The sequence below is a fragment of the Magnetospirillum sp. SS-4 genome (assembly GCF_902729425.1).
Taxonomy (GTDB): domain Bacteria; phylum Pseudomonadota; class Alphaproteobacteria; order Rhodospirillales; family Magnetospirillaceae; genus Phaeospirillum.
Genome location: NZ_CACVCH010000125.1, coordinates 69,768 through 84,390 on the forward strand (window position 1 = coordinate 69,768; position 14,623 = coordinate 84,390).

General features: G+C 68.6%; 16 protein-coding genes and 1 tRNA gene. 13 read left to right on the forward strand and 4 right to left on the reverse strand.

Annotation, left to right across the window (positions count from 1 at the left end; genetic code table 11):
- Positions 1-13: 13 nt before the first annotated feature.
- Entirely contained in the window at positions 14-670 is a 657-nt protein-coding gene (locus tag MTBSS4_RS18190) for an MBL fold metallo-hydrolase (RefSeq protein ID WP_173984790.1), read from the reverse strand.
- Between the two features lie 157 nt (positions 671-827).
- Between MTBSS4_RS18190 and MTBSS4_RS18195 the strand changes: the two genes are divergently transcribed.
- Together MTBSS4_RS18195 and secB are read left to right on the forward strand one after the other, a co-directional pair.
- Complete coding sequence (locus MTBSS4_RS18195) at positions 828-1,751, forward strand: LOG family protein (protein ID WP_173984791.1); 924 nt, start codon at positions 828-830, stop codon at positions 1,749-1,751.
- 113 nt (positions 1,752-1,864) lie between these two features.
- Positions 1,865-2,335 carry a protein-export chaperone SecB gene (gene secB / locus MTBSS4_RS18200; RefSeq protein ID WP_173984792.1) on the forward strand — a complete coding sequence of 157 codons (471 nt, stop codon included), beginning with the start codon at positions 1,865-1,867 and terminating at the stop codon, positions 2,333-2,335.
- Between the two features lie 44 nt (positions 2,336-2,379).
- On the opposite strand, the gene MTBSS4_RS18205 is transcribed toward secB, so the two are convergent.
- Positions 2,380-3,225, reverse strand: coding sequence for a hypothetical protein (locus MTBSS4_RS18205; RefSeq protein WP_173984793.1), 846 nt, complete (start codon positions 3,223-3,225; stop codon positions 2,380-2,382).
- Between the two features lie 197 nt (positions 3,226-3,422).
- Between MTBSS4_RS18205 and MTBSS4_RS18210 the strand changes: the two genes are divergently transcribed.
- From MTBSS4_RS18210 to MTBSS4_RS18220, 3 genes are read left to right on the forward strand one after another with little or no spacing between them, the layout of a single operon-like run.
- On the forward strand, positions 3,423-3,938 hold the full coding sequence (locus MTBSS4_RS18210; protein ID WP_173984794.1) for a hypothetical protein: 516 nt from the start codon (positions 3,423-3,425) through the stop codon (positions 3,936-3,938).
- A gap of 27 nt (positions 3,939-3,965) precedes the next feature.
- Complete coding sequence (locus tag MTBSS4_RS18215) at positions 3,966-6,263, forward strand: NADP-dependent malic enzyme (protein WP_173984795.1); 2,298 nt, start codon at positions 3,966-3,968, stop codon at positions 6,261-6,263.
- A gap of 1 nt (position 6,264) precedes the next feature.
- On the forward strand, positions 6,265-7,644 hold the full coding sequence (locus tag MTBSS4_RS18220) for an ATP-binding protein (RefSeq protein ID WP_173984796.1): 1,380 nt from the start codon (positions 6,265-6,267) through the stop codon (positions 7,642-7,644).
- Here MTBSS4_RS18220 and MTBSS4_RS18225 read toward each other — a convergent pair.
- On the reverse strand, positions 7,619-8,032 hold the full coding sequence (locus MTBSS4_RS18225; RefSeq protein WP_173984797.1) for an HIT domain-containing protein: 414 nt from the start codon (positions 8,030-8,032) through the stop codon (positions 7,619-7,621). The genes MTBSS4_RS18220 and MTBSS4_RS18225 overlap by 26 nt on opposite strands.
- 77 nt (positions 8,033-8,109) lie before the next feature.
- Between MTBSS4_RS18225 and MTBSS4_RS18230 the strand changes: the two genes are divergently transcribed.
- From MTBSS4_RS18230 to MTBSS4_RS18265, 8 genes are all read left to right on the forward strand, one after another.
- Positions 8,110-9,264 carry an SGNH/GDSL hydrolase family protein gene (locus tag MTBSS4_RS18230; protein WP_173984798.1) on the forward strand — a complete coding sequence of 385 codons (1,155 nt, stop codon included), beginning with the start codon at positions 8,110-8,112 and terminating at the stop codon, positions 9,262-9,264.
- 9 nt (positions 9,265-9,273) lie between these two features.
- Positions 9,274-9,357 (forward strand) — tRNA-Leu (locus MTBSS4_RS18235).
- A 175-nt stretch (positions 9,358-9,532) separates the two neighbouring features.
- Positions 9,533-9,991 carry a type II 3-dehydroquinate dehydratase gene (gene aroQ, locus MTBSS4_RS18240; RefSeq protein WP_173984799.1) on the forward strand — a complete coding sequence of 153 codons (459 nt, stop codon included), beginning with the start codon at positions 9,533-9,535 and terminating at the stop codon, positions 9,989-9,991.
- A complete protein-coding gene (locus MTBSS4_RS18245) occupies positions 9,991-10,446 on the forward strand; it encodes an acetyl-CoA carboxylase biotin carboxyl carrier protein subunit (RefSeq protein WP_173984800.1) in 456 nt (151 codons plus the stop codon). The genes aroQ and MTBSS4_RS18245 overlap by 1 nt, the downstream gene beginning before the upstream one ends.
- Positions 10,447-10,451: 5 nt before the next feature.
- Positions 10,452-11,798, forward strand: coding sequence for an acetyl-CoA carboxylase biotin carboxylase subunit (accC, locus tag MTBSS4_RS18250; RefSeq protein WP_173984883.1), 1,347 nt, complete (start codon positions 10,452-10,454; stop codon positions 11,796-11,798).
- Entirely contained in the window at positions 11,795-12,304 is a 510-nt protein-coding gene (locus tag MTBSS4_RS18255) for a DUF123 domain-containing protein (protein ID WP_173984801.1), read from the forward strand. The genes accC and MTBSS4_RS18255 overlap by 4 nt, the downstream gene beginning before the upstream one ends.
- Positions 12,305-12,334: 30 nt before the next feature.
- Positions 12,335-13,456 carry a ribonuclease E/G gene (locus tag MTBSS4_RS18260; RefSeq protein WP_254432650.1) on the forward strand — a complete coding sequence of 374 codons (1,122 nt, stop codon included), beginning with the start codon at positions 12,335-12,337 and terminating at the stop codon, positions 13,454-13,456.
- On the forward strand, positions 13,453-13,635 hold the full coding sequence (locus MTBSS4_RS18265) for a DNA gyrase inhibitor YacG (protein ID WP_173984802.1): 183 nt from the start codon (positions 13,453-13,455) through the stop codon (positions 13,633-13,635). The genes MTBSS4_RS18260 and MTBSS4_RS18265 overlap by 4 nt, the downstream gene beginning before the upstream one ends.
- Here MTBSS4_RS18265 and MTBSS4_RS18270 read toward each other — a convergent pair whose 3' ends face one another.
- Positions 13,636-14,613, reverse strand: a complete 978-nt coding sequence (locus tag MTBSS4_RS18270) for a cyclic nucleotide-binding domain-containing protein (RefSeq protein WP_173984803.1) — start codon at positions 14,611-14,613, stop codon at positions 13,636-13,638.
- Positions 14,614-14,623: the final 10 nt, after the last annotated feature.

The window sequence follows — 14,623 nt, forward strand, 5'->3', positions numbered from 1 at the left end:
GCGGGCGGGAAAACTACCCGACCATCCGCCACCAGCGCCGGGCATCCCTGGCGCTCCAGTCCGGACCGTGGCCGCTGTAGAGCATGGCGTCCTCGCTCACCATGCCGAGCAGGCGGGTGATGGAGGTCCACAACTGCTGTTCGCTGCCGCCCGGCAGGTCGGTGCGGCCGACGCCGTTGCGAAACAAGGTGTCGCCGGTCAGGACGAAGGCGCCGAAATCGAAGCAGACGCCGCCGGGAGTGTGGCCGGGGGTATGGATCACCCGCAGCGGCGCGCCGCCCAGGGTCAAGGTGGGCTCTCCGTCGAAGGTCTCCAGGCTGGCCGGCCCCATCTGCGGCTGGCCGGTGAACTCGCGGTTCAACTCGCTGGAACTGGCGATCACCGACGCCTCGTCGGCATGGGCGCGGGTGGGAACACCCAGTGCCGTCTCCAGCTGGTGCGCCGCGCCGAGGTGATCAGGATGGCCGTGGGTCAGCAAGATGACCTCGGCCTTGCCGTCCAGGGCCTTGACGGCGTCGAGCAGGCTGTCGCCGTCGCCGCCGGGGTCGACCACCGCCAGGGCGCGGCTGGGCTTGTGCAGCACGAGGAAGCAGTTCTCGTACCAGGGCGGGCTGGTGACCACCACCGAAAGCGAGAAGTCGCCGAAATCGCCGAGGTGCTGATGTGTCATGACAGGAAATTCCTTGAGGGCCGTTCGCACCCTAATAGCGAAGGCCGCGCCGCTTTCCAAGTCATGCTTTCGCCTTTACCCCCTGGTAAGACTGCATGGCCGACACTCGGAACCGGCGCCCCCCCGCATCCCCGGCGCCCCAGGAGTCCTCCGTTCGATGACCAAGATCCCGAGACGCGGTCCGCTTCCCTCCGCCCGGCACGAAGCGGCCAAGCAGGCGCCGCCCCCCAGGGAGACGCCCCAAACCCTGTCGCCGTCCTATCGCCTGGCCTTCGAGGACGTGGATTTCCTGCTGCGCCAGGACCTGCGGCCGGTGCGCCTGCAACTGGAACTGCTGAAGCCGGAGCTGCTGCAACAGCAGCATGGCATCAAGTCGACGGTGGCGGTGTTCGGTTCGGCCCGCGTGCCGGCCCCCGAGCAAGCGGGCGCGCTGGTCGCCGCCGCGGAGGAGGAGGCCCGCCGCGTCCCCGACGACGCCAAGGCCGCCGCCCACCTGGGCGTCGCCCGCCGCATGGCCGCCAACACCCGTTACTACGAGGAGGCCCGCCGCTTCGCCCAGATCGTCACCACCGCCTGCGCCAACAGGGAACTGTGCGATTTCGTGGTCAAGACCGGCGGCGGCCCCGGCATCATGGAGGCGGCCAATCGCGGCGCCGCCGAGGCCGGCGGCAAGTCCATCGGCCTCAACATCGTGCTGTCGACCGAACAGGAACCCAACGCCTACATCACGCCGGAGCTGTGCTTCCGCTTCCACTATTTCGCCATCCGCAAGATGCACTTCCTCACCCGTTCCAAGGCGCTGGTGGTGTTTCCCGGCGGCTTCGGCACCCTGGACGAACTGTTCGAGGCGGCGACCCTGATCCAGACCGGCAAGATCGACCCCATCCCGATCCTGCTGTTCGGCCGCGATTACTGGGAGCGGGTATTCAACATCGACGTGCTGATCGACGAAGGCATGGCCAGCCCCGGCGACAAGGATCTGTTCACCTTCGTGGAAACCGCCGAGGAGGCGTGGGCCGCCATCGTCGATTTCTACCGACTGGACACGAACGGCGGCCCGGGCCGCCCCTCGCGCCCATGAACCGGTTCCGGAACGCCGGGGCCTAAGGTTGTGCATCCGTCCGATCCGTGGTACCCCCCTGATCCATGACAAATCAGCCCGCGCGGGCGTTCCGATCAGTCAGGAGAAGCACTATGAACGATACCCCGGCGCCGCAGGCCGACCTGCCGCAGCTGCAAATCAACGGCCAGTACATCAAGGACCTGTCCTTCGAGATTCCGGCCGCGCCGCAGGTTTTCATGGAGATGCAGAGCGAACAGCCCGACATCCCCATTCATGTGGACGTCAACGTCAACGGTGTCGGCCCGAATCTGTTCGAGGTGGTGCTGCATCTCCGGGTCGAGGCCAAGCTGCCGTCCAAGTCGCTGTTCATCCTGGAACTGGATTACGGCGGGCTGTTCACCGTCAATCTGCCGGAAGAGCAGGTCTATCCGGTGCTGATGATCGAATGTCCGCGCCTGCTGTTCCCGTTCGCCCGCAACGTCGTCGCCGACATGACCCGCGACGGCGGCTTCCCGCCGCTGATGCTGCAACCGCTGGACTTCGTCGCCCTCTACCGTTCGCGGCTGGAGGAGATGCAGGCCGGGGCGACGTCCCAGGCATAGCGCGCCCGCGCGGCGCTTCCGCCCGCCGGAGCGCCGCGCCCCCCCTAGGGAGTCCCCCATTCGCGCAGGGGAACCAGGCGCAGGCCGGCCGGCAGCACCGCCCGGCCGGTCTCCAGGTCGGAGACGGTCACCGGCACGCGCACCGGTCCGGCGGCCAGCGGCAATTCGATCACCCGCCCGCCCATCGCTTCATCGGTGTACGAAACCAGCCGGGTCGAGGTCATGGTGGCGCGCAGCGTCGCCGCCCTCATGGGATCGTCGGCCACCAGGACCAGCCGCCGCAGCACCCTGGCCGGCGCGGCATAGGTGATGACCGCCACCCCGCCCCGCTCGGCGTATTCCTCGTCGGCCAGGGCCAGGGCGGCCATGCGGCGGGAATCCGGCTCGAAGGCGAACTGGACCAGGGGCAGGTCGGCATCGAACAGCCGGAAGCCATCGGTCAGGGAATAGGCGGTGCGGCGGCCGGCGTGTTCGGTCCAGAACATGCCGTCGTCACCCAGGCTGGCGCCGGAAGCGATGGCCCGCACCGAATAGAGCGGCGCCTTGCGAAGCTCGGCCACCGACCCCATCGGCCAGGCGTCGAGGCTGGCGCGGCCGAGGCCATCCTCGCCCAGCACGACATGCTGACGCACCAGCAGCCGGCGCGGCCGGGGCTCGCCCACCACGGGCACGCTCGCGATGCTGTAGCCGGTATTGACCATCCGGATGGACAGACGGCCGCCGTCTTCGCGGAGCATGACGCTGGATTCGCCTTGCAGCATGGCGGCGGCGCCGTCCAGGGAGCGGACATACATCATGCCCAGCGCCGTCGCCGCCATGATCGGCAGGTTGAACGCCGTCACCAGGGCGGCAACGATGACTCCCGCGACGAATGGCCAAGTACTGCGCATGCCCTCTCCCCGAACCGGGCCGCACGGCCCAGGCCCCGCCACACCTTACGACGCCGGACTGTTCGCTGCAACCGGCCCGGATCGTTCCACCGGACGGACGTCGGTTGGAATCGGCATCTCGGGGCGTCTCAGGGCACTAGGCAGACTCGGCGGCTTGGGTCACAATCAGAGGCCCAGGCGATGACGAGGAGCACATCATGACCCCCCAGACCCAACCCCGCACCGCCGCCCTGCGCGAAGTGGTCGGCACCTTCGCCGACCGCGGCCACTTCGAGGCCGCCGTCAGCGCCCTGATGCAATCCGGCTTCGACCGCAGCCGCCTGTCGGTGCTGTCGTCCCATGACTCCCTGGACGTGGCCGGCGACAAGGCGGAGAAATGGCGCGACGCCCTGGTCGCCACGGTGGGCGAGATGAAATACGAAGGCCCGCTGGTCGCCGCCGGCCTGATCGCCCTGGCCGCCGGCCCGGTGGGCGCGGTCATCGCCGGACTGGTGGCCGCCGGCGTCGGCGGCGTCGCCCTCAAGGGGGTGCTGGACGAGGTCGCCGCCATTCCCGATTCCGACGACTTCGTCCGGGCCCTGGCCGCCGGCAGCGTCATCTTGTGGGTCAGCGTCGAGACCGCCTCGGAGGAGGAACGGATCAAGACGCTGCTGGAAAGCAACGGCGGCACCAACATCCACATTTTCGAACGCGCCAGGGGCAAGCGGCACTGACCCGCCACGATCCGAGGAAGACACGTCATGGCAGCCATATTCAATACTCCGGCCAACGGTTCCGAGGACAAGGGCGTCAGCGCACTTGAACGCGACACCTTGCTGATGCACGCCTCGGGCCGGCCCGGCAAGATCGAGATCGTGCCGACCAAGCCGCTGGCCACCCAGCGCGACCTGTCGCTGGCCTATTCGCCGGGCGTCGCCTTTCCCTGCCTGCACATCGCCCGCGATCCGTCGCTGGCCTACGACTACACCGCCAAGGGCAATCTGGTGGCGGTGATCTCCAACGGCACCGCCGTGCTGGGGCTGGGCGACCTGGGCGCCCTGGCCGGCAAGCCGGTGATGGAGGGCAAGGCGGTTCTGTTCAAGCGCTTCGCCGACGTGGATTCCATCGACCTGGAGGTGGACACCCGGGACGTCGAGGAATTCGTCGGCGCGGTCCGCTATCTGGGGCCGAGCTTCGGCGGCATCAACCTGGAGGACATCAAGGCGCCGGAATGCTTCATCATCGAGCAGCGCCTGCGCGAACTGATGCCGATTCCGGTATTCCACGACGACCAGCACGGCACCGCCATCATCGCGGCGGCCGGCCTGATCAATTCGTGCGACCTCACCGGCCGCGACATGGCCAAAACCAGGGTGGTGGTCAATGGCGCCGGCGCCGCCGGCATCGCCTGCCTGGAACTGATCAAGGCCATGGGCGTCCGTCACGAGAACGTGATCCTGTGCGACACCAAGGGCGTCATCTACCAGGGCCGCACCGAGGGCATGAACCAGTGGAAGTCGGCCCACGCGGTTCCCACCGACGCCCGCACCCTGGCCGAGGCCCTGGACGGCGCCGACGTGTTCCTCGGCCTGTCGGTCAAGGGGGCGGTGACGCCCGAGATGGTCGCCGCCATGGCCGCCCGGCCCATCATCTTCGCCATGGCCAATCCCGATCCCGAGATCACGCCGGAAGAGGTCAAGGCGGTCAGGCCCGATGCCATCGTCGCCACCGGCCGCTCGGACTATCCCAACCAGATCAACAACGTGCTGGGCTTCCCCTATATCTTCCGGGGCGCGCTCGACGTCAGGGCGTCCACCATCAACGAGGCCATGAAGATCGCCGCCGCCAGGGCCATCGCCTCGCTGGCCCGCGAGGACGTGCCCGACGAGGTCGACGCCGCCTATTCCGGACGCCGCCTGCGCTACGGCCCCGACTACATCATTCCGGTGCCGTTCGACCCCAGGCTGATCTCCACCATTCCGCCCGCCGTCGCCAAGGCGGCCATGGACAGCGGCGTGGCCAGGAAGCCCATCATCGACATGGCGGCCTACAAGCGTGAACTGTCCGCCCGCCTCGATCCGGCCTCGGCCAGCATGCAGGCCATCACCGAGGCGGTTCGCGCCCACCCCAAGCGGGTCGTGTTCGCCGAGGGCGAGGAGGAGAAGCAGATCCGGGCCGCCGTCGCCTTCAGCAACGCCGGACTCGGCCACCCCATCCTGATCGGCCGCGAGGAGCGCATCCGCGAAACCATGAAGGCGATCGGCCTGCCGGCGGCGGAATCGCTCGAGATCGTCAATTCCCGCCTGTCGCCGCGCACCCGCGACTACACCGACATGCTGTACCGGCGCATGCAGCGCAAGGGGGCGCTGTACCGCGACGCCCAGCGGCTGGTCAACCAGGAGCGCAACATCTTCGGCGCCCTGATGGTGGACGCCGGCGACGCCGACGCCATGGTCACCGGCCTGACCCGCAATTACTGGCAGGCCTTCGAGGAGATCAAGAAGGTCATCGACCCGATTCCGGGCGAGCTGATGTTCGGCATGACCGTTTTCATCGCCAAGGGCCGGGTGGTGTTCGTCGCCGACACCACGGTGGTCGAGACGCCGACGCCGGAGCAACTGGCCGACATCGCGGTGCAGACCGCCCACAAGGCCCGTCAGATGGGGCATGAGCCCCGCGTCGCCATGATCAGCTATTCCACCTTCGGCAATCCCAGCAACGAGCGCGCCGACCGGGTGCGCCAGGCGGTGGAGATTCTCGACAGCCGCCGGGTCGATTTCGCCTATGACGGCGAGATGGGCGCCGACGTGGCGCTGGACCCGGAACTGCTGGGACACTACCCGTTCTCGCGCCTGAAGGAACCGGCCAACGTGTTGGTGATGCCGGGGCTCTATTCCGCCACCATCAGCTCGAAGCTGCTGCAAAAGCTGGGTGGCGCCAGCGTCATCGGCCCGATCCTGGTGGGGCTGTCCCGGCCGGTGCAGATCACCTCCATGGACGCCAGCGCCAACGACATCGTCAACATGGCGGTCCTGGCCTGCCATGACGCGCTGAAGTGACATGACCGGACGCCTTGTCCCGCTGGCGCTGCTGCTGTCGGCCCCCGCCGGAATGGTGCTGGCGGGGCTGGTGGTCCTTGGCCGGCTGGGCGGCGGCATCGCCTTCGCCGGCTGGGCGGCGGTGGCCGTCGCCATGGGGCTGATGGCGCGAAGCCATCTCGCCAAGCTCGACGCCCTGGCGCGCTGGATACGATCGCTGTCGCTGAACGACGAATCCGGACCGCCGCCGGGCCGCGACGACGCCGCCCTGGCCGAGACGGTGGCCGCCTTCGGCAGCCTGAAGCGCGAATGGCGGCAGCGCTCGGCCGAACTGGCGGAATCGGCCCGGCGCAACGAAAGCCTGCTGGACAACCTGCCCGATCCGCTGCTGCTGCTGGACGGCTCGCGCCGGGTGGTGCGGGCCAATCAGGCCGCCACCCGGCTGTTCGGCCGCGACCTGTCCGGCCGGGACATGGTCGCCGTGCTGCGCGATCCCCACCTGCTGGACGCCACCGAGGCGGTGCTGTCCGGCCGCGAGGTCATGCGGGAGTGCGAATTCTCGCAGCTGGCGCCGCTGGAGCGGGTGTTCCAGGCCCGCATCGAGCGCCTGGACGGCCACCCCGCCGATGGCGGGACCGCCATCCTGACGCTGCACGACCTGACCAGCATCAAGCGCATGGAGCGCATGCGGGCGGATTTCGTCGCCAATGCCAGCCACGAATTGCGGACGCCGCTGGCCGCCCTGTCGGGCTTCATCGAGACGCTGCAAGGCCCCGCCCGCGACGACGCCGAGGCGCGCGAGAGCTTCCTCGCCATCATGGCCGAACAGGCCGGCCGCATGAGCCGGCTGGTGGCCGACCTGCTGTCGCTGTCGCGCATCGAGCTGAACGAGCACACGCCCCCCGGCGAACGGGTCGACCCCGGCCACCTGCTGAACAGCGCCGCCCAGGCGCTGGCGCCGCTGGCCGCGGCCAAGGCCATCCGCATCGATCTCGACATCGCGCCCGATCTGGCGGCGGTGCCGGGGCAACCCGACGAACTGGCGCAGTTGTTCCAGAACCTGCTGGACAACGCCGTCAAGTACGGCCGCGACGGAACCGCGGTCGAGGTCGCCGCCGCCATGGCCGACGGCCTGCCGGCCGCCGCCGGCGTCCCCCTGCGCGCCGGCGGCGCCGTCAGGATCTCGGTCAGGGACCACGGCGAGGGCATCGCCCGCGAGCACCTGCCGCGCCTGACCGAGCGCTTCTACCGGGTCGACACCGCGCGGTCGCGCAAGCTGGGCGGCACCGGTCTCGGCCTCGCCATCGTCAAGCACATCGTCAACCGCCATCGGGGCCTGCTGGTGATCGACAGCGTCGTCGGCGAGGGCAGCACCTTCACCGTGTATCTGCCGGCGGCCTGAGCCACGCCGCGATCTCCGCCGCCCTGGCCCCGGCATCGCCATAGGGCACCGGCGGGGCCAGCCCCCAGACCGGCCTGGGCCACGCGGCGTCGGCGGCGAAGCGGGCGATGACGTGGACATGCAGCTGCTCGACCACGTTGCCGAGGGCGGCGACGTTGATGCGGTCGGGCGAAAGCATGGCGCGCAGGCCGGACGAGGCCGCCGCGATCTCCTCGGCCAGCACCGCCCGGTCGGCGGCGTCCAGGTCGGCGATCTCGGAAACGCCGGCGCGGCGCGGCACCAGGATCAGCCAGGGATAGGCGGACTCGTTCATCAGGACCACCCGGCACAGCGGCCAGTCGGCCACCGGGACGGTATCGGCCAGCAGCCGGGGATGGAGCGCGAACATGCCTGATTACTCCTCATTGCGTCGGCGCGGGTATTCGCGCTATCAAAACCACGAACCCTCGTAAGGTATTGCCCCAGATGCGCAGGAACCAATCGAATCCGCTGAGCCGCCTGTTTTCCGGCGTGGCGGTCACGTTGCTCTGCACCCTTATCCTGCTGGCCATCGCCGAATACGCTTCCGGCCTGGCCCTGAAGGCCATCCGCGACAAGCGGCCGTCCTTCTCGATCGCCTATACCGCCGAGGACATCCGCAAGCTCTACGACACCGACGATCCCACCCGCTACGCCCAGATCCTGTCGGAAAGCTGGCGCCAGTCCGACACCTTGTACAGCCCGTTCGTCGAGTACCGGATGACGCCCTATGCCGGCAAGCATTTCAACATCGTCGAGGACGGCTATCGCGCCAACGGCGCCGGCCCCCAGGACCTGAGGGCGGAAGGCCGCAAGGTCTTCGTCTATGGCGGCTCGACCGCCATGGGCATCGGCGTCGCCGACGACGAGACCATTCCCGCCTATGTGGAACAGGCGCTGAGGGCCGCCGGCCGCGACGACATCCAGGTGTTCAATTTCGGCGTGGTCTCGTACTATTCGACCCAGGAGCGCATCGCGCTCGAACGCCACCTGACCGCCGGGGTCAAGCCCGACGTGGCGGTGTTCATCGACGGCGTCAACGACTTCTACTACTGCACCATCCCCGACGTCAGCGCCTGGAACGAGCGGCTGATCCAGCTGACCCGGGCGCGTTCGCGCATGCCGCTGGCGCTGGAGCTGTCGCACCGCTCCAACGTGGTGCAGCTGGCCCGCCACCTGGGCGGCGACAGGTCGGTGTCGGTGCGCGAATGGGGCAGCTTCTGCGAGACCGAGGCCGATGTGGACAAGGTGGTCCACCGCCTGGACGCCAACCGCCGCATGATCGACGCCATCGCCGACCGCATGGGCTTCAAGGCGCTGTTCGTGCAGCAGCCGGTGCCGACCTATTCCTACGACAACCGCAAGCGCCCCTTCCCGGTCAAGGAGGAGATGCTGGGCTATCACATCAATTCGGCGCGCGGCTATCCCAAGATGGCGCAGATGCGGGCCGAAGGGCAGCTGTGGGACCGGAACCTGCTGTGGCTGGCGGAACTGGAGCCGGCCGACGGCAACGCCTATATCGACACCATCCATTACTCGCCGCGCTTCAACAAGGCCATCGGCGGACGCATCGCCGCCGCCATCCTGGAAAGCGGGCTGTAGCAGCGCCGTGGGGGCGTGGTGAAACGGTAAACACAGACGACTTAAAATCGTCCGGCCTCGGCCCTGCGGGTTCAAGTCCCGCCGCCCCCACCAATACGCAATCGGCCAGACCGCGGACGTTTCAACGCCTGCGCAATCCCGCCGCACTCGCGCGCCGCTCGTCGGCCTGGTCCCGTTGCCGTGGGTCCATAGCTTCTCCCCATTGCGCCGAAGCCGGCCCGTGCTATAAACCAGCCATGGCGAACGAGCGGGAGACGGGGGACGTGACGTGAGCGCCACCCCTATCATCAGCATCCTCAACGGCCCCAACCTCAACATGTTGGGAACGCGGCAACCCGAATTGTACGGGCGCGAAAGCCTTGCCGACATCGAGGCCCTGTGCCGCGGCCATGCCGCCGCCCTGGGCCTCGGCGTCGAATTCCGCCAGAGCAACCACGAGGGCGACCTTGTGACCTGGATACAGGACTGCCGGGGACGGGCGGCGGGCATCGTCATCAACGCCGGCGCCTATACCCACACCTCGGTGGCCATCCTCGACGCCTTGCTGGCGGCCGAAGTGCCGGCGGTCGAGGTGCACCTGTCCAACATCCACCAGCGGGATTCGTTCCGCCATCACTCTTACGTGGCCAAGGCGGCCAGGGGCATGATCTGCGGCTTCGGCAGCCACGGCTACGTCCTCGCGCTCGATGCGCTGGCCCGCCTGATCAAGGGAAGTTCACAGACATAATGGGCAACACGACTCCCATCGACAGCGAGATGGTGCGCACCCTTGCCGCCTTGCTCGACGAAACCAACCTCACCGAGATCGAATACGGCGTCGGCGACGTCAGGATCAGGGTGGCGCGGACCGCCGCCCCGGTCTCCGTCCATCATGGCCCGGCCATGGGGCATGTCGCCTCGCCGATGTCGCAGCAGGGCCAGGTCGCGGCCGCCAGCGACGCCGACCATCCCGGCGCGGTGACCTCGCCCATGGTGGGCGTCGCCTATCTGTCGCCCGAGCCCGGCGCCGCCAAGTTCATCAATCCCGGCGACATGGTGGCCGAGGGCCAGACGGTGATGCTGATCGAGGCCATGAAGACCTTCAATCCCATCCGGGCGCCCCGTGGCGGCAAGGTCATCCGCATCCTGGTCACCGACAGCCAGCCGGTGGAATTCGGCGAACCCCTGATGATCATCGAATAACGATGATGTTCGAAAAGGTCCTCATCGCCAATCGGGGCGAGATCGCACTGCGCATCCACCGCGCCTGCCGCGAGATGGGCATCCGCACCGTCGCGGTGCATTCCACCGCCGACAACGACGCCATGCATGTGCGCCTCGCCGACGAGGCCGTGTGCATCGGCCCGCCCCCGGCCCGCGAGTCCTACCTGAACAAGGCGGCGATTCTGTCGGCGGCCACCATCACCGGGGCCGACGCCATCCATCCCGGCTACGGCTTCCTGTCCGAGAACGCCGATTTCGCCCAGATGGTCGAGGAACACGGCTTCGTCTTCATCGGCCCGACGGCGGACCATATCCGCATGATGGGCGACAAGATCACCGCCAAGCAGGCGGCCCGGGATGCCGGCATTCCGGTGGTGCCCGGTTCGGCCGGCTCCATCGATTCCGAGGAACAGGCGCTGAGCGTCGCCGAGACGATCGGCTATCCGGTCCTGATCAAGGCCACCGCCGGCGGCGGCGGCAAGGGCATGAAGGTCGCCCGCAATCCGGACGAACTGATCGAATCCTGGAAGATGGCCCGCAACGAGGCCAAGGCCGCCTTCGGCAACGCCGACGTCTACATGGAAAAGTATCTCGGCAAGCCGCGCCATATCGAGATGCAGATCCTGGCCGACAATTACGGCGCCGTGGTGCATCTGGGCGAGCGCGACTGCTCGTTGCAACGCAAGCACCAGAAGGTGCTGGAAGAGGCGCCGTCGCCGGCGCTCAACACCGACCAGCGCGAACGCATCGGCAAGATCGCCTGTGACGCCATCGCCAAGCTGGGCTATCGCAACGCCGGCACCATCGAATTCCTGTTCGAGAACGGCGAGTTCTACTTCATCGAGATGAACACCCGCCTCCAGGTGGAGCACCCCATCACCGAGGCCATCACCGGCATCGATCTGGTGCGCGAGCAGATCCGCATCGCCGCCGGCGCGCCCCTGGGCTACACCCAGGCCGATGTCCGCTTTTCCGGCCACGCCCTGGAATGCCGGGTCAACGCCGAGGACCCGCAGACCTTCACCCCGTGCCCCGGCCGCATCGAGGGCTATCACGCCCCCGGCGGGCTGGGGGTGCGGGTCGATTCCGGACTTTATGCCGGCTATCGCATCCCGCCGCATTACGACAGCATGATCGCCAAGCTGATCGTCCACGGCAATTCCCGCAACGAGGCGCTGATGCGCCTGCGCCGGGCGCTGGGCGAATACGTGATCGAGGGGATCAAGACCACCTTGCCGCTGCACAACCGGCTGGTCCAGGATTCCGACTTCGTCAACGGCGATTACGACATCCACTGGCTGGAAAAGTGGGTGGAGCGGAATGCTCCATGAGATCGGTGGCGACCGCCATCGATCCCGTGGACCACTCCAGCCCGGCCGCGTCCGTGGCGGTTCATGCCGATTTCCACGCCGACGCGACGGGGCTTCCGGCCGGAACCGGGGCCTATGTGCTGTTGATCCGGCTTTCGGACCGCCTGCCCCTGACGCTGGCGGGACGTTCCGGGGTCATCACCCTGCCTCCGGGAAACTATCTGTATTGCGGCAGCGCCCATGGCCCCGGCGGCATCAAGGCCCGCGTGGGCCGGCACATGCGGCCGGACAAGGCCATCCGCTGGCATGTCGACCGGCTGACCACCGGGGGAACGGTGGCCGGAGCCTGGGTGTTTCCCGACGGGGATGAATGCGGGCTGGTGACCCTGCTGGCCGGCATGCCGGTGCCGGTGCCAGGATTCGGGTCCAGCGACTGCGGGACCTGCCCCAGCCACCTGCTGTCCTGGCCCGACGGCATGCCATTGCCGTTCAGCGACCCGCTCGTCCCGGCATCGACGCACCGGTAGTGAAAACTCGTGGAACGGAGCACCCGCCCATTGCCCGCGCCGTCCGACATCAGCGAAATCCAATGGTCGTGGGGACCGGGCCAGTCGGTGCTGGCCCTGCTGGCCGGCGGGCGGATCGTCGAACTGGCGATCGAACGTCCCGACCGCCTGCTGGGAACCGTCTGCCTGGGGCGGGTCTCGGCCGTTGACCGCTCGCTCGACGCCGCCTTCATCCAGTTGGGGCTGGGCGAGACGCCCGGTTTCCTGCCCGGCGCCAAGGCGAGGGGGCTGAACGACGGCCAGTCCCTGGTGGTCCGAGTCATCGCCGAGGCCAGGGCGGGCAAGGGGCCGAAATTGTCGACCGATCCCGGTGGGTGCCCGGCATCCATTCTCGAAGCCGCCGCGTCGGCCAGGATTCCGTCGCCGCTGTGGCGGCCGCATGTGCTGGAAACGCTGCTGGCCGCCCATCCCGGCGCCCGGCGGGTGGTTGTAAACGACGCCGCCGCCCTGGCCGAGGCCCGCCGTTTCTTTCCCGATGCCGCCCAGGCGCCGCTGTCCGACCTGGACGAAGCCGTCGAGGCCGCGCTGAATCCGGTGGTGGCGCTGCCCTCGGGGGGGCGGCTGGTGATCGAATCGACGGCGGCGCTGACCGCCATCGACGTGGATTCCGGGGCCGGCCGGCCGGCCGACGCCAACCGCGAGGCAGTGGCCGAAATCGCCCGACAGAGCCGGTTGCGGGGACTGGGCGGCCAGATCGTGGTGGATTTCGTCTCCGGCCCCAAGGGAACCCCCTACCGGATGGCGGCGGCGCTGAAAAAGGCGGTTGCCGCCGATCCGACTCCCACCCATGTCTTCGGGGTGTCGCCGCTGGGGCTGGTGGAAATGTCGCGGGAACGCCGGGGAATTCCCCTGGCCGACGTGCTGTGCCGGCGCTCACTGGTGGCTTCGGCCGACAGCCTGGCGCTGACGGCCCTGCGCCGGGTCCTGGCCGAGGCCGGATTGCGCCCGGCGGCGCGGCTGGGACTGGTGCTGGCGCCCGAGGTGTTCGCCGCCCTGGCCCGCCAGGGCGAGGCGCTGGCCGAGACCGAGCGGCGGCTGGGCCGCCCGCTGGCGCTGCGCCAGGATGCCGCCCGCGACCGTGACGACATCGTGATCGAGGATGCGCGAACATGACCACGGCCCCCGCCGCCGCCAAGCCCTGCCCCATCTGCGGCAAGCCCGCCGCCGAACCCCGTTACCGGCCGTTCTGCTCGGGCCGCTGCGCCGACGTGGACCTGAACCGCTGGCTGAGCGGGGTCTACAAGGTGGAAACCGACGAGGCCGCCGACGGCGAGGCGACCGACGGCGCCTGATCACCCACCCTTGCGCCGCTGTTCCAGCGCGGCGCGGACCTGCCCCAGTTCACGGCCCATCTTGCGGATGTCGTGCAGCAAGGTCTCCAGCACCAATATCACCAGGTCGGGGGTCTTGCCGATCTGAGCCTTCAGCGCCGCCATGGGAATGACCAGGCAGGTGGTGGCCTCGACCGCCATGGCCGAGGCCATGCGCGGTTCGTTGTCGATCAGCGCCATTTCGCCGAACACGCCGTTGGTCTTGATGGTTCCCAGCACCACCCGGGCGCCGTCGACGGTCTTGAAGATGGCGACGGTGCCGCTTTCCACCACATAGGCGACGTCGCCGCGGTCGCCTTCGGAAAAGATGACCTGGCCGGCGGCGAAGGTCTTGTGGCTGGTGCGTTCGGCGGTGGTCGGCCGGGGCGGCGGCGGAGGGGGCGCGGCGGCGGAGGGGGGAAGCTCGACCCCGATGGGAACCACCAGCGGCGGCGGCCTGGGCAGGGGCGGCGCCACCCGGCGTTCGGCGATTCCCGGCGGCGGCCTGGACAGCCCCCGACGGTCGGGGCCGATGAAGTCGGCGGTCCGGATGAACGGCTTGGGGTTGACCAGGACGTTGCGCACCCGCCGGAACAGGGACTCGGCGGAAACCGGCTTGACCAGAAACTCGTTGACCCCGGCGCCCCTGGCCTCGACCACCACCTCCTTGGCGGCGTCCCCCGATACCATCAAGATGGCCACGTCGACACAGGCCACCATGTCGCCGCTGCGGACATAGCGGACGAAATCGATCCCGTTCATGGGCGACATGTCCTGATCGACGATGACCAGGTGGACCGGGGTATGACCGAGAATCTCCAGGCCGGCCGGGCCGTCGGCCGCTTCCAGGACGGTCTTGACGCCAAACGATTGCAGCCCTGTCCGGATGAACGAGCGGGCATAGCGGCTGTCGTCGATGATGAGCGCGGTGATCGGACTCAGGTCGACGTCGATTCGCATGCCGGTCAGC

Coding starts and splice junctions, on each gene's coding strand:
- MTBSS4_RS18190 (WP_173984790.1), bottom strand. CDS start 670: ATGACACATCAGCACCTCGGCGATTTCGGCGACTTCTCGCTTTCGGTG.
- MTBSS4_RS18195 (WP_173984791.1), top strand. CDS start 828: ATGACCAAGATCCCGAGACGCGGTCCGCTTCCCTCCGCCCGGCACGAA.
- secB (WP_173984792.1), top strand. CDS start 1,865: ATGAACGATACCCCGGCGCCGCAGGCCGACCTGCCGCAGCTGCAAATC.
- MTBSS4_RS18205 (WP_173984793.1), bottom strand. CDS start 3,225: ATGCGCAGTACTTGGCCATTCGTCGCGGGAGTCATCGTTGCCGCCCTG.
- MTBSS4_RS18210 (WP_173984794.1), top strand. CDS start 3,423: ATGACCCCCCAGACCCAACCCCGCACCGCCGCCCTGCGCGAAGTGGTC.
- MTBSS4_RS18215 (WP_173984795.1), top strand. CDS start 3,966: ATGGCAGCCATATTCAATACTCCGGCCAACGGTTCCGAGGACAAGGGC.
- MTBSS4_RS18220 (WP_173984796.1), top strand. CDS start 6,265: ATGACCGGACGCCTTGTCCCGCTGGCGCTGCTGCTGTCGGCCCCCGCC.
- MTBSS4_RS18225 (WP_173984797.1), bottom strand. CDS start 8,032: ATGTTCGCGCTCCATCCCCGGCTGCTGGCCGATACCGTCCCGGTGGCC.
- MTBSS4_RS18230 (WP_173984798.1), top strand. CDS start 8,110: ATGCGCAGGAACCAATCGAATCCGCTGAGCCGCCTGTTTTCCGGCGTG.
- MTBSS4_RS18245 (WP_173984800.1), top strand. CDS start 9,991: ATGGGCAACACGACTCCCATCGACAGCGAGATGGTGCGCACCCTTGCC.
- accC (WP_173984883.1), top strand. CDS start 10,452: ATGTTCGAAAAGGTCCTCATCGCCAATCGGGGCGAGATCGCACTGCGC.
- MTBSS4_RS18255 (WP_173984801.1), top strand. CDS start 11,795: ATGAGATCGGTGGCGACCGCCATCGATCCCGTGGACCACTCCAGCCCG.
- MTBSS4_RS18265 (WP_173984802.1), top strand. CDS start 13,453: ATGACCACGGCCCCCGCCGCCGCCAAGCCCTGCCCCATCTGCGGCAAG.
- MTBSS4_RS18270 (WP_173984803.1), bottom strand. CDS start 14,613: ATGCGAATCGACGTCGACCTGAGTCCGATCACCGCGCTCATCATCGAC.